General features: G+C 56.5%; 14 protein-coding genes. 12 read left to right on the top strand and 2 right to left on the bottom strand.

Annotation, left to right across the window (positions count from 1 at the left end):
• From ACFFSY_RS06395 to ACFFSY_RS06380, 4 genes are all read left to right on the top strand, one after another.
• The coding region (locus ACFFSY_RS06395; RefSeq protein WP_377491580.1) for a DUF8696 domain-containing protein at positions 1-3,661 on the top strand (3,661 nt) is incomplete at its 5' end.
• 288 nt (positions 3,662-3,949) lie between these two features.
• Positions 3,950-4,420, top strand: a complete 471-nt coding sequence (locus ACFFSY_RS06390; protein WP_377491577.1) for a YcxB family protein — start codon at positions 3,950-3,952, stop codon at positions 4,418-4,420.
• A gap of 175 nt (positions 4,421-4,595) precedes the next feature.
• A complete protein-coding gene (locus ACFFSY_RS06385) occupies positions 4,596-5,432 on the top strand; it encodes an MBL fold metallo-hydrolase (RefSeq protein ID WP_377491612.1) in 837 nt (278 codons plus the stop codon).
• A 12-nt stretch (positions 5,433-5,444) separates the two neighbouring features.
• Complete coding sequence (locus tag ACFFSY_RS06380) at positions 5,445-5,951, top strand: CBO0543 family protein (RefSeq protein WP_377491574.1); 507 nt, start codon at positions 5,445-5,447, stop codon at positions 5,949-5,951.
• Positions 5,952-6,012: 61 nt separating this feature from the next.
• Here ACFFSY_RS06380 and ACFFSY_RS06375 read toward each other — a convergent pair whose 3' ends face one another.
• Positions 6,013-6,321 (bottom strand): hypothetical protein, encoded by a 309-nt coding sequence (locus ACFFSY_RS06375; protein WP_377491571.1) that lies wholly within the window; start codon positions 6,319-6,321, stop codon positions 6,013-6,015.
• A gap of 288 nt (positions 6,322-6,609) precedes the next feature.
• Here ACFFSY_RS06375 and ACFFSY_RS06370 point away from each other — a divergent pair, with 288 nt between their 5' ends.
• The 4 genes from ACFFSY_RS06370 to ACFFSY_RS06355 all read left to right on the top strand — a co-directional run bounded on the left by ACFFSY_RS06370 (position 6,610) and on the right by ACFFSY_RS06355 (position 9,213).
• A complete protein-coding gene (locus tag ACFFSY_RS06370) occupies positions 6,610-7,026 on the top strand; it encodes an SRPBCC family protein (RefSeq protein WP_377491568.1) in 417 nt (138 codons plus the stop codon).
• The gene (locus ACFFSY_RS06365; RefSeq protein ID WP_377491565.1) at positions 7,013-7,360 is read left to right on the top strand and encodes an ArsR/SmtB family transcription factor; all 348 of its coding nucleotides are present in this window, start codon (positions 7,013-7,015) and stop codon (positions 7,358-7,360) included. The genes ACFFSY_RS06370 and ACFFSY_RS06365 overlap by 14 nt, the downstream gene beginning before the upstream one ends.
• Positions 7,361-7,479: 119 nt before the next feature.
• Entirely contained in the window at positions 7,480-8,061 is a 582-nt protein-coding gene (locus tag ACFFSY_RS06360; RefSeq protein ID WP_377491562.1) for a nitroreductase family protein, read from the top strand.
• Positions 8,062-8,262: 201 nt separating this feature from the next.
• Positions 8,263-9,213: a TauD/TfdA dioxygenase family protein gene (locus ACFFSY_RS06355; RefSeq protein ID WP_377491559.1), complete on the top strand. Its 951-nt coding sequence runs from the start codon at positions 8,263-8,265 to the stop codon at positions 9,211-9,213.
• Here the strand turns inward: ACFFSY_RS06355 and ACFFSY_RS06350 are convergent.
• The gene (locus ACFFSY_RS06350; protein WP_377491556.1) at positions 9,210-9,392 is read right to left on the bottom strand and encodes a hypothetical protein; all 183 of its coding nucleotides are present in this window, start codon (positions 9,390-9,392) and stop codon (positions 9,210-9,212) included. The genes ACFFSY_RS06355 and ACFFSY_RS06350 overlap by 4 nt on opposite strands.
• A 170-nt stretch (positions 9,393-9,562) precedes the next feature.
• Here ACFFSY_RS06350 and spoVAC point away from each other — a divergent pair, with 170 nt between their 5' ends.
• The 4 genes from spoVAC (at position 9,563) to ACFFSY_RS06330 (ending at position 12,754) form a co-directional block, all read left to right on the top strand.
• Positions 9,563-10,048 (top strand): stage V sporulation protein AC, encoded by a 486-nt coding sequence (gene spoVAC / locus ACFFSY_RS06345; protein WP_377491553.1) that lies wholly within the window; start codon positions 9,563-9,565, stop codon positions 10,046-10,048.
• Between the two features lie 2 nt (positions 10,049-10,050).
• Positions 10,051-11,061: a stage V sporulation protein AD gene (spoVAD, locus tag ACFFSY_RS06340; protein ID WP_377491550.1), complete on the top strand. Its 1,011-nt coding sequence runs from the start codon at positions 10,051-10,053 to the stop codon at positions 11,059-11,061.
• Between the two features lie 20 nt (positions 11,062-11,081).
• Positions 11,082-11,432 (top strand): stage V sporulation protein AE, encoded by a 351-nt coding sequence (gene spoVAE, locus ACFFSY_RS06335; RefSeq protein ID WP_377491547.1) that lies wholly within the window; start codon positions 11,082-11,084, stop codon positions 11,430-11,432.
• Positions 11,433-11,797: 365 nt separating this feature from the next.
• Positions 11,798-12,754: an AAA family ATPase gene (locus ACFFSY_RS06330; protein ID WP_377491544.1), complete on the top strand. Its 957-nt coding sequence runs from the start codon at positions 11,798-11,800 to the stop codon at positions 12,752-12,754.
• Position 12,755: the final 1 nt, after the last annotated feature.

Genomic DNA, 12,755 nt, shown 5'->3' with positions numbered 1-12,755 from the left:
GAGCGGCGGCACGCTGATTAGCGGCGCAACGAGCGCCACGTATGCGGCACCGACCGGCACAGCAGGCACGACGTACTACTACGTCGTCGTAACCAACACGGATACGGGCGCAACGGGCCAGCAAACGGCAACAGCAACGAGCAGCGTAGCAAGAGTGCAGGTGAACGCGTTAACTAACGCGTCGGCACCGAGCATTGACACGCAGCCGTCCGACAAAACGGTGAACGTGGGCGGCAGCGCTAACCTGACAGTCGCGGCAAGCGGCGGCGTAGCACTGAGCTATCAGTGGTACAGTAACACGACGAACAGCACGAGCGGCGGCACGCTGATTAGCGGCGCTACGAGCGCAACCTATGCAGCGCCGACGGGCACAGCAGGCACGACGTACTACTACGTCGTCGTAACCAACACGGATACGGGCGCAACGGGTCAGTCTACGGCAACGGCAACGAGCAGCGTAGCGAAGGTGCAGGTAAACGCGTTAACCAACGCGGCAACACCGAGCATCACGACACAACCATCGGACAAAACGGTGAACGTGGGCGGCAGCGCTAACCTGACAGTCGCGGCAAGCGGCGGCGTAGCGCTAAGCTACCAGTGGTACAGCAACACGACGAACAGCACGAGCGGCGGTACGCTGATTACCGGCGCAACGAGCGCAACCTATGCAGCGCCGACGGGTACAGCGGGCACGACATACTACTATGTCGTCGTGATGAATACAGATGTTTCGGCATCGGGTCAGCAAACGGCAACGGCAACGAGCAGCGTAGCTAGAGTACAGGTGAATGCGCTGACGAATGCAGCAGTACCAAGCATCGACACGCAACCGTCCGACAAAACGGTCAACGTGGGCGGAACGGCTAACCTGACAGTCGCGGCAAGCGGCGGCGTAGCGCTGAGCTACCAGTGGTACAGCAACACGACGCACAGTACGAGCGGCGGCACGCTGATTAGCGGCGCTACGAGTGCGACATATGCAGCGCCGACGGGTACAGCGGGCACGACCTATTACTACGTGATCGTGACGAACACGGACACGGGGGCGACGGGCCAGCAAACCGCAACGGCAACGAGCAGCGTAGCGAAGGTGCAAGTGAACGCGTTAACCAACGCAGCAGCACCGAGCATTGACACGCAGCCGTCCGACAAAACGGTCAACGTGGGCGGCACCGCTAACTTGACAGTCGCGGCAAGCGGCGGCGTAGCGTTGAGTTACCAGTGGTACAGCAACACGACAAACAGCACGAGCGGCGGCACGCTGATTACCGGCGCAACAAGCGCCACATATGCAGCGCCGACCGGCACAGCAAGCACGACGTATTACTACGTCGTCGTAACCAACACGGATACGGGGGCAAAGGGCCAGCAAACGGCAACCGCAACGAGCAGCGTAGCGAAGGTGCAGGTGAACGCGTTAACCAACGCAGCAGCACCAAGCATCACGACACAACCATCGGACAAAACGGTCAACGTAGGCGGCACCGCTAACTTGACAGTCGCGGCAAGCGGCGGCGTGGCGTTGAGCTATCAGTGGTATAGCAACACGACGAACAGCACGAGCGGCGGGACGCTGATTACCGGCGCAACAAGCGCGACGTATGCAGCGCCTACGGGTACAGCAGGCACGACATACTACTATGTCGTCGTGACGAATACGGATTCAAGTGCAACTGGTCAGAATACGGCAACGGCAACGAGCAGCGTAGCGAAGGTGCAAGTGAACGCGTTAACTAACGCAGCAGCACCGAGCATCGACACGCAACCATCGGACAAAACGGTCAACGAGGGCAGCCCAGCAACCTTGACAGTCGCGGCAAGCGGCGGCGTAACGCTAAGCTATCAGTGGTACAGCAACACGACGAACAGCGCGAGCGGCGGCACGCTGATTACCGGCGCAACAAGCGCCACCTATGCAGCGCCTACGGGTACAGCAGGCACGACATACTACTATGTCGTCGTGACGAACACGGATACGGGCGCAACTGGCCAGCAAACGGCAACAACAACGAGCAACGTAGCGAAGGTGCAAGTGAACGCGTTAACTAATGCGTCAGCACCAAGCATCACGACACAACCATCGGACAAAACGGTCAACGTGGGCGGCAACGCTAACCTGACTGTCGCGGCAAGCGGTGGCGTAGCTCTAAGCTACCAGTGGTACAGCAACACGACGAACAGCACGAGCGGCGGCACGTTGATTACCGGCGCAACGAGCGCGACGTATGCGGCACCGACCGACACAGCAGGCACGACGTACTACTATGTAATCGTGACGAACACGGATTCAAGTGCAACGGGTCAGTCTACGGCAACGGCAACGAGCAGCGTAGCAAAGGTGCAAGTGAACGCGGCTCCAACACCAGAACCAACACCAACACCAACACCAACAGTGCCAGAGACGCCGAAATCGGGTGTTGAGGTGCTCGTCAACGGCAAGGTGGAGAATGCGGGGACGGCAACGACTACGAAGGTGAACGATCAACAGGTGACGACCATTACCGTCGATCAGAAGAAACTGGACGCGAAGATCGAAGCGGAAGGCCAAGGCGCGATCGTGACGATACCGGACAAATCGAACGCTAATGTTGTGGTGAGCGAACTGAACGGTCAAATGGTCAAAAACATGGAAGGCAAGCAAGCTACGCTTGAGATCAAAACCGAATCGGCAACCTATACCATTCCGGCTCAACAATTTAACATTACCTCCATATCCGATCAGATTGGGAAGTCGGTAGCGCTGCAAGATATCAAGGTAAGGATTGAAATTGCAGAGCCGTTGGCAGCTACGGTTGAAGTGGTTGAGAATGCGGCGGAGAAGGGGACCTTCGCCCTCGTCGCGCCTCCCGTCAACTTTAACGTGATAGGGACTTACGGAGACAAAACGATCAGTATTGAGAAATTCAATATTTACGTCGAACGCTCAATAGCAATTCCGAATGGCGTGGACCCGAACAAGATTACGACGGGCGTTGTCGTTGAACCGGATGGAACCGTACGACACGTACCGACGAAGATTACGAAGATTGACGGCAAATATTATGCGGTCATTAATAGCTTGACGAACAGCACGTATACGGTCGTTTGGCACCCGCTCGAATTTGCCGACGTCGCAAACCACTGGTCCCGTGCGGCGGTTAACGACATGGGATCACGGATGGTTATTGAAGGCACGGGCGAGGGGCAATTCAGCCCGGACCGCAGCATTACCCGCGCTGAATTTGCAGCCATTATCGTGCGAGGCTTAGGATTGAAGCTGGAGAAAGGGCCGGCGCCGTTCTCCGACGTGAAGGCATCCGCATGGTATAATGACGCAATTAACACGGCATATGCCTATAGACTGATCAATGGCTATGCGGACGGCACATTTGGTCCGAATGACCGAATTACGCGCGAGCAGGCAATGGTCATTATCGCGAAGGCGATGAAACTGACGAGTCTGGAAGCCTCGCTCCCCGCTCAGGATGCGGCGAAAATGCTCCAACCGTACATGGATGCGTCCCAAGCCTCGGTCTGGGCGATCGACAGCATTGCGGATAGCGTTCAATCCGGCGTGGTGACGGGCAGAAGCGGTACAACGCTTGCTCCGAAAGCGTATATAACCCGAGCGGAAGTCGCGATGATTATCCAACGTTTGCTTCAAAAGTCCGAACTCATTTAACACGAGGCAACAAGCATGCAGAGGACGCTTCCTTCGTCACGTTTATGTGGCGCGGGGAGCGTCTTTTTTCATGCGATCCGAATCCTCGCCGTCAGCGCAAATGGACCCTATGAACGAATGCGACCATATTCCGAGCCGAGAGTTTGCCTTCGAACTTAACATTTCCGGCGATAGAGGGAATTGTTCCGCAAATGTCGAAACAACCCACGTAGACATAATGAAGGAGCGAACAGAACGATGCATGACATTCGAGTTTCCGTAGTTTTAACATTTCGCGATTACTTTCGGTTGAATCTTTGGCATAGCCGGCGCAGCCGTCTGGCATCGCTGCTGCTGTATTTCGCATGTTATATCGGGGTGGTGCTCTATTTAACCCGCGATATCGCGATATCCGACTCGCTGTTGCTCATATTAGGCAGTGCCGTCGCGCTGTGCGTCGTAATCTATGGTTTGACGTATGGCAGCTTATGGCTGAGAAGCAAGCGTGTATATAACTCGGATCGGCTGCTCCAGCAAGAGATGCGCTATTCCTTCTCTGAAGAAGGCATTGCGTACGAACAGCCGTCCGGGTCGGGGACACTCGTCTGGAACGACGTGTTTAAAGTGGCGGAGAACCGCGATTTCATGATCGTATACATGGGCCGCGCACGCACCGTTATTGTTCCGAAATCCGCATTGGACGGCAGCGAAGAGATCGACCTGCTCCGCTCGCTGCTTCGCAGCGCGATGGACCCGGCTAAGTTGCAACTCCTTGCATAGGACGATCTGAACCATTTTTATTGCCCGGGAAATTTCGACAAACCAAACAGGCTGCCGACAAGGCGGCTTATTTGGCGTTCGTCATACATATCACGGCCCAATAGAGGGACATTAACAACAGGATAGCTAGCTCGAAGGCGAAGGGAGAGGAACTATGGACGTGGATCATCAACAAATGAACTATGGCGAAGATTATAGGTACATCCCGGCAACCTCGGTTCGAAGCGGAGAGGGCGTGGAGGTCGCTCCGGATTTGTATTGCCATACGGTGCAAATCGTCAATATCGCCTTCGTCGGAGCACCGGACGGCGATTCGTTCGTATTAGTCGACGCGGGCATGCCCCAATCGGCGAATGCGATCATCGAAGCGGCGGAGAATCGGTTCGGAGCAGGCAAACGCCCAAGCGCGATCTTGCTGACGCACGGCCATTTTGATCATGTTGGCGCGATCATCGAGCTTATCGAGCATTGGAAGGTTCCGGTCTATGCCCACAAGCTGGAGCTGCCGTATTTAACAGGACAGAAGTCGTACCTTGAGCCGGATCCGAGTGTCGAAGGCGGCTTGGTCGCCAAGTTGTCGGGCTATTTCCCGAGCGAACCGATTGATCTCGGCCGTCATGTGCAGCCGCTGCCGGATGACGGAACGGTGCCGTTCTTGCCGGACTTTCATTGGATCGCTACTCCCGGACATACGGAGGGGCATGTCTCATTCTTTCGAGAGGCGGACCGGGCTTTGCTCGCGGGCGATGCGTTCGTCGCCGTCCGGCAGGAATATTTGTACAAGGTGATCACTCAGCAATTCGAAATCAGCGGACCGCCGCGCTATTTTACACCGGATTGGAAGCAGGCCAAAGCTTCGGTGCGTCTGCTTGAAGCGCTCCATCCCTTGGCTGCCATCACCGGTCATGGCCGGCCTGCCGCCGGAGAAGAGCTGATTGAGGGGCTAAAGAAGCTCGCGGACCATTTCGAAGAGCTTGCTATTCCGGATCATGGCAAGTACGTAGAAGTATAGGAACGCACGATCATGATTTTAGCCACGAATGTTTTGTTTGCGCTTGCCGCTCTTTTTACCGGGACATGGCGCAAATGGCGGGAATTCTATGATACGATCCTGCTGGTGTCGTTTTGGAATGTATTCTACAATTTTATTTGCCATGATTACATGACTTGGAAATTTCATCCAGAGATTCTCCTTGCCCATAAGCAGGCGGATCTGCTGAATACGTTCGTGCTCCTGCCGTCGACAACCTTGCTGTATTTGCGTTTCTTTCCACTCCGGCAAGGTCTAGGCCGTCAGTTAGTCTATTATTTCGCATGGGTGGCGGGTTATAGCGCATTAGAAGGGATTTGGCTGCTGGTCGGGGTCATATCGTACGAGCGTGGGTGGACATTGTGGTGGTCCGTCGCCTTCTATTTCGTCATGTTCGCGGTCATCCTGCTGCATGATCGGCGGAAGGGATGGGCGCTTACGATATGCGGGGTCTGCGTCGTGCTCCTGATCGCGCATTTCGACGTGCCATTGCGGAAGTAAGAGACCGCAGCCTTCGCAAGCTGCGGTCTATTGTGCGCGTGGAACGAAAGCGCGCTGCGGACTATTCGACTTTATCGTAAAATTTCTCCCAGTTCTTGTTCCCTTTGTTGATCAGATCGGCGACAGTGCGCTCGATGACGCGGTAAGCGGCTTGCCTCATCCAGGACACTTCCTCCTGGAATGTCTCCTCCGCGTTGCGATCCACCTTGTATCCGGCAATGCCGTATTTGGCCTTGTTGACGAGATGTTCTTGCTCGTGCGCGTCGACTTCGTCAAGCAAATGGTCGAACGCAAGCAGCACGTCTTCGTGCCCCTCCAGCCGGCCTTCTTCGATCAGACGGGCTTTGAATTCCTCTAATCGTTGTTTCATTGTAATCGTCTCCTTTAGCTAGAACGGTACTCCGCGAAGCGTGAATCCGCGCTGAGATGAGTCTCTATGTTTCATCATCATAGCACCTCCTGGCTCAATGTTTCCAGCGTCATGTCTCCTTATTGATGGGAATGCCATCCAGCCTGGAATAACGGCTTGACATGCAACCAAACGGTGACCTATCATTAGTCTGAAACGAAACCAATTGGTTTCGCTTTTGGAGATAGCCTGACGACTGCATCGTACGAGACGAGTACCATCATCATAAGAAATGGAGCGATTCAACTAATGAGCACGCAAACTTTACCTGACATTCGCAAAACCATCACCCTTCAAGCGCCAATCGAGAAAGTATGGAAAGCTGTTTCGACCGCCGAAGGCATTTCCGCTTGGTTTATGCCGAGTGATTTCGAGCCTGTCGTGGGCCATGAATTTCATTTGGAAGCTGGTCCGTGGGGCAAATCGCCTTGCAAGGTTACCGAGCTTGATCCGCCTAACCGGTTGTCGTTCACATGGGGGAAAGACTGGACGCTCACCTTCGAACTGATTACGGAAGGCGATGCAACAACATTCACGCTCATTCATTCCGGTTGGACGGCTGAGCAGATGACCGAATTCGGCCAGCCGCACGAAGCGGTGCGCGAGCGGATGTCCCAAGGCTGGGAAGGCATCGTAGGCAAACTCGCCGAGTATGTCCAATCTTAAGCCGGACAAGCAGCCGCAGCATGACGTCTTCCAGGCGATCGCCGACCCGACGCGGCGATCGCTGCTCCAGCTGCTCGTTGACCAAGAACTCCCGGTGACAACGTTAACGGGCCATTTCCCGATGAGCCGTACTGCCGTCTCGAAGCATCTGCGAATTCTATCGGAGGCGGGGCTCGTCAAGGAACGGAAGGTCGGCCGGGAACGCCGATACCGGCTTGAGCCGGAGCCGCTCCTGGAGCTCAAGCGCTGGCTGGCCTTCTACGACCGGTATTGGGACAACAAGCTGGATGCGCTCAAGCGCTTCGTGGAGAACGACGAGGCTGGCGGTACATAACCTGGTGCAATTAGCGGATTAACGCGGCACTAATTGAGAATTGATTGAGAATGGGTCGGCCGATTTGATACAATAGGGCGAGCGTGACCGACTAATTGGAATGACGGGAGTGAGCGGCAATGGAGTTGTTCGAGGCGATATATGGGCGGCGTTCGATAGGCAAGGTGAAGCAGGAGCCGATTGCGCGCGAGACCATCGAACGTATTTTGGAAGCGGGTACTTGGGCGCCTAATCACAGGTTGACTGAGCCGTGGCGGTTCTTCGTCATGACGGGCGAGGGCAGAAATAAGCTGGGGGGCGCCTATGCGGCTATCGCGTTAACGGGCGAGGCGGCGAAGGAGAGCGAAGAGAGCTTAACGAAAGCAGAAGCGGCAAGGAAGAAGGCATATCGCGCACCGCTTGTCATCGGGGTGGCCGTCGAGCCGCAGAACCGTGCGGGCGTTATCGAGATCGAGGAATACGGTGCCGTATTCTCGGCGGTGCAGAATATGCTCCTCGCGGTTCATGCGCTTAATCTGGCCGCCGTCTGGCGGACGGGAGAACCTTGTTATCACCCGCTTATGAACGAGGCGTTCGGCCTGCGCGAGCAGGACCGTATGCTGGGGCTGCTGTATATCGGGGAACCAGATATGGCTCCGCCCGCGCCGCGCAGGGAGCCGGCGTCGTCCAAAACCGTATGGATCGAAGACGGAGAATCATAAGTTTCGCTTGACATCCACTTCCATCGCTCATAATATATAACTAATCCAATCGGATTTATTTATTATCATCAGTAGCTTACGTATTCGTCAGCCAACCAGGTGACTGGAGGCCGGACGCCGCTTCATGCGGCGGACCGGCCTTTTTATTTACCGAACGTTAGGCCGATGAGCGGAAAGCGCCTATTATGAGGAGGTAACGGGATGAGCACAGTCGAACAAAGCCAAGCAGCAGACCAAGGGATCGAAGTGGTACAAGTAGCCGGGAAGATCGGCGCCGAAGTTAAGGGAATCCGCTTGTCGGCGGATTTGGAACCAGCCAAGCTTGAGGCGATCCGTCAGGAATTGCTCCGTCACAAGGTATTGTTCTTCCGCGGACAGGGGCATTTGGACGATGCCGGCCAGGAGGCGTTCGCGAAGGCATTCGGCGAACCGGTGGCGCATCCGACCGTTCCGATCAAGCAGGGAACCTCATATGTGCTCGAGCTGGATTCGCAGCATGGCGGGCGCGCCAATTCGTGGCATACGGATGTCACGTTCGTCGCCGCTTACCCGCAGGCTTCGATTCTGCGCGCGGTGGTTGTTCCGGAAGCCGGCGGGGATACCGTGTGGGCGAATGCCGCTGCGGCCTATGACGACTTGCCGCCTCATCTCAAGGAACTGGCCGACAAGCTGTGGGCGGTTCACTCGAACGATTACGATTACGCGGCGCGCAAGACGGAAGCGACGGCGGAGGACATTAAGCGTCATAAAGAGGTATTCGCCTCCACGGTCTATGAGACGGAGCACCCGGTGGTACGCGTGCATCCGGAGACGGGCGAGCGTTCGCTGCTGCTTGGCCATTTCGTGAAGCGGTTCGTCGGCTTGCCATCGCCCGACTCTGCTCATTTGTTCGCGGTGCTGCAAAGCTATGTGACGCGGCTCGAGAATACCGTCCGTTGGCGTTGGGCTGAGGGGGACGTCGTGATCTGGGACAACCGGGCGACCCAACATTACGCGGTGAACGATTACGGCGACCGTCATCGCGTCGTCCGGCGCGTCACGATCGACGGGGATGTGCCCGTCAGCGTGGACGGCCGCCGCAGTGTAACGCGCACACCGCTGGCCGATACGCCCAGTGGCGAGGACTCCGCACCGTCAGCATCGGCGTCCTAAAGATTCTTGAATTCCTTGTCGTTTTCCGCTTCCGCCCGGTCCGCTTGCTGCATACGATGGACTATTAGCCCATCCTGACGCAAGAGAGGAGACGCGATCGCGTTGTTGCGGGAATCGTTTGTATTGCTTGTTCTAATCTTGTACGTGCTGCTTGTCGTGCTGCTGCTGATCGCCTTCATGTAAGCCGAACCTCCGGATGCTGGACTTCCGGAGGTTTTTCTGTTGCGCGCCTCCTTACATAAGGGCAGCGGATTTAACAAATACTTTTCTGTAGCGAAGCTTGCGGCCGCAGCGCCTTCGCGAGATCGTCTGCGGCGATAATGCTTTGAAGGAAAGGATGAATATCAAGATGGCAACAAAGACCGGCTCGAAATACAAGAAAATGACGATGTCGCCGCAAGAGTATCAATCCTACGCGAAGAGCCGGGAACCGGCGCGTTCGGTGCTTAAGAATTGTTTGCGCGCCTTTCTTGTCGGTGGACTTATTTGCACGCTCGGACAAGCCGTGCAGGACTTTTTTGCTTATGCCTTCGACATGACGCAGCAGGAGGCCGGCAATCCGACGGTCGCGGTCATGATTATGCTCTCCGTCATCTTGACCTGCTTGGGCGTCTACGACAAAATCGCGCAATGGGCTGGCGCGGGGACGGCTGTGCCGGTAACGGGCTTCGCGAACTCGATGTGTTCGGCTGCGCTCGAACACCGGTCAGAGGGTCTTGTCCTCGGCGTCGGGGGCAATATGTTTAAGCTCGCGGGCTCAGTCATCGTATACGGGACCGTCGCGGCGTTTTTCATCGGCATCATTTATATGGCGCTCGGTCTGGAGGGTCATTGACTATGCTGAGGGGCAAACAAACCTGGTGGTTCGATAAGCGTCCCGTTATTCTCGGAGCGGCGACAGTTGTCGGACCGGACGAGGGCGACGGGCCGCTGGCTGCGGATTACGATCTTGTGCACCCCGAACTGGACATGCAGCAGCAAAGCTGGGAGAAGGCGGAGCGGCTGCTGATGGAGCAGGCTGCGGATTTCGCGCTTAAGCACGCGAAGGTGGACAAGCAGGAGCTATCATTTTATGTCGGCGGCGATCTCATGAACCAGATTATCAGCAGCACGTTCGCGGCCCGGACGATCGGGGCTCCGTATTTGGGCGTGTTCGGTGCCTGCTCTACCTCCATGGAATCGCTGGCGCTCGCTTCGATGATCATCAACTCCGGCTCTGGACAATACGTGCTGGCAGGCGCCTGCAGCCATAACTGCACCGCCGAGAAGCAATTCCGCTATCCGACCGAATACGGCTCCCAGAAGCCCCCGACCGCCCAGTACACGGTAACCGGCGCAGGCGCGGTTGTGCTCGCTTCCGATGGCGACGGTCCGGTCATCGAATGCGCGACGATCGGCAAGATCGTCGATCTTGGGATCAAAGATCCGTTCAACATGGGCGCGGCGATGGCGCCTGCGGCCGTCGATACGATTCAAGCGCACTTCAACGATACCGGCCGGGAGCCGAAGGACTATGACTTGATCGTCACTGGCGACTTGGCGACCGTCGGCCATGAGATCGCGACCGATCTGCTCAAACGCGACGGAGTGCCGATCGAGGATACCGTCTTCGGCGACTGCGGCTTGATGGTGTACGACGTCCAGCGGCAGAAGGTGCAGGCGGGCGGAAGCGGCTGCGGCTGCTCGGCCGTTGTGACATACGGACATCTGCTGAAGCGGCTGAAGCAAGGCGATCTGAAGCGGATTCTGGTCGTCGCCACGGGAGCGCTGTTATCTCCGCTGTCGTTCCAGCAGGGCGAAAGTATTCCGTGCATCGCACACGCCGTCGCGATCGAAGCGACATCATAAAGGGACAGGAGGGAAGACGAATGCATTTTTTATGGGCCTTTCTCGTGGGCGGCGCGATATGCATCATTGGGCAGCTCATGTTCGACGTCGTGAAGCTGACGCCCGCCCACACCATGGCCACGCTCGTCGTTGCGGGCGCCGTTATCGACGGCCTCGGCTTCTATGAACCGCTCGTCAAATTCGCGGGTGCAGGCGCGACGATCCCGATTACGAGCTTCGGCAACGCACTTGTGCACGGCGCGCTCACGGAATATTACCGCGACGGCTGGATCGGTGTCATTACCGGTATTTTCGATTTGACGAGCGCGGGCATTTCCGCAGCGATTATTTTCTCTTTCCTAGCGGCGCTTGTCGTCAAGCCGAAAGGATAGGGCTGCCGAACTAAGGCGGCGGGTTAAGCGAATTAGATAACTTTAGGCTGTGCGGGTTCATACCTGTATAGCCTTTTTGGCATGTTCCGCAATCGCGAACTAGGAGGGAAATAGAAACTTTTTGTAACAAATTGTGGGAGTGAATCGTTGATAGAATAGCGGGGCGCAGCTTTAGGCCTAGCGTAGCGAAGATTGCTCGGCGGATGCCATTATCATGGTCAATCATGACAGATTCGCTGGATCAAGGAGCGCGACCGCTGTAATATACTCCAAATTTTTTCGGCAAAACCCCGTCTATACGGCAGTCTGAACATTTTGTAAAATAATAACATGGCGTTCATTTTCTATCATCCGGGAGGTATACCATGGAAGTAACACGTAAGGACTTTTCGCTCATCCAACTTATTCGCGGCAATCTGGAACGTTGTATCCTCGGGAAGAAAGTGGAAATCGACCGTCTGCTGACCGCGCTATTGGCCGGCGGCCATGTATTGATCGAAGATGTGCCGGGTACGGGCAAGACACAGCTTGTCAAAGCCTTATCCCGAACGATAGGCGGCCAATTCCGCCGCGTGCAGTGCAATCCGGATTTGCTCCCGACCGATATTACCGGGGTTGCAATCTATCATCCGAAAGATGAAACGTTCGTGTTCCGTCCGGGACCGGTCATGACCAATCTGCTGCTCGTCGACGAGATCAACCGCGCGACGACGAAGACGCAATCGGCGCTGCTCGAGGCGATGGAAGAACGTCACGTGACGGTGGACGGCGATTCGTACGCGCTGCCGAAGCCGTTCATTCTGATCGCCACGCAGAACCCGATTGAGTTCGAGGGCACCTATACGCTGCCCGAAGCCCAGCTCGACCGCTTCATGATGAAGATCTCGCTCGGTTATCCGGATGCGGCGACCGAGCGGCAGATGCTGCTCGCCCCGGATTCGACGTCGCCCGCGGACAAGCTGGAGCCCGTCGCGGATAGTACGGAGATCGCATCGCTAATGGAGAAGGTGAGCCAGGTGCATGTCGACGAGGCGGTGGGCGACTATTTGGTGCGGATCGTACGGGCGACGCGCGACCATTCGGGCGTCCAGCTGGGGGCAAGCCCGCGCGCGGCCATCTCGCTGCTCGCGGCGGCGAGAGCTTCCGCTTTCTTGCAGGAGCGAGATTTCGTCATTCCCGACGACATTAAGGCGCTCGCCGGCACCGTGCTGGCGCACCGGATCGTGCTTCATACGGAAGCTCGGCTTGGCGGCCTGACGACAGACGAAGTGATCGAGGCCGTAATCAGCCAAACGAGCGTGCCGGTCAGAATGGAAAGGTAAG

The sequence above is a fragment of the Paenibacillus aurantiacus genome (genome assembly GCF_042431225.1).
GTDB lineage: Bacteria > Bacillota > Bacilli > Paenibacillales > Paenibacillaceae > Paenibacillus_Z > Paenibacillus_Z aurantiacus.
This window is presented reverse-complemented; position numbering and strand designations above follow the sequence as displayed.

What these genes read in the sequence shown, in the direction of transcription:
- ACFFSY_RS06385 (WP_377491612.1), top strand. Translation starts at nt 4,596, where the DNA reads ATGAACTATGGCGAAGATTATAGGTACATCCCGGCAACCTCGGTTCGA.
- ACFFSY_RS06380 (WP_377491574.1), top strand. Translation starts at nt 5,445, where the DNA reads ATGATTTTAGCCACGAATGTTTTGTTTGCGCTTGCCGCTCTTTTTACC.
- ACFFSY_RS06375 (WP_377491571.1), bottom strand. Translation starts at nt 6,321, where the DNA reads ATGAAACAACGATTAGAGGAATTCAAAGCCCGTCTGATCGAAGAAGGC.
- ACFFSY_RS06370 (WP_377491568.1), top strand. Translation starts at nt 6,610, where the DNA reads ATGAGCACGCAAACTTTACCTGACATTCGCAAAACCATCACCCTTCAA.
- ACFFSY_RS06365 (WP_377491565.1), top strand. Translation starts at nt 7,013, where the DNA reads ATGTCCAATCTTAAGCCGGACAAGCAGCCGCAGCATGACGTCTTCCAG.
- ACFFSY_RS06360 (WP_377491562.1), top strand. Translation starts at nt 7,480, where the DNA reads ATGGAGTTGTTCGAGGCGATATATGGGCGGCGTTCGATAGGCAAGGTG.
- ACFFSY_RS06355 (WP_377491559.1), top strand. Translation starts at nt 8,263, where the DNA reads ATGAGCACAGTCGAACAAAGCCAAGCAGCAGACCAAGGGATCGAAGTG.
- ACFFSY_RS06350 (WP_377491556.1), bottom strand. Translation starts at nt 9,392, where the DNA reads ATGAAGGCGATCAGCAGCAGCACGACAAGCAGCACGTACAAGATTAGA.
- spoVAC (WP_377491553.1), top strand. Translation starts at nt 9,563, where the DNA reads ATGGCAACAAAGACCGGCTCGAAATACAAGAAAATGACGATGTCGCCG.
- spoVAD (WP_377491550.1), top strand. Translation starts at nt 10,051, where the DNA reads ATGCTGAGGGGCAAACAAACCTGGTGGTTCGATAAGCGTCCCGTTATT.
- spoVAE (WP_377491547.1), top strand. Translation starts at nt 11,082, where the DNA reads ATGCATTTTTTATGGGCCTTTCTCGTGGGCGGCGCGATATGCATCATT.
- ACFFSY_RS06330 (WP_377491544.1), top strand. Translation starts at nt 11,798, where the DNA reads ATGGAAGTAACACGTAAGGACTTTTCGCTCATCCAACTTATTCGCGGC.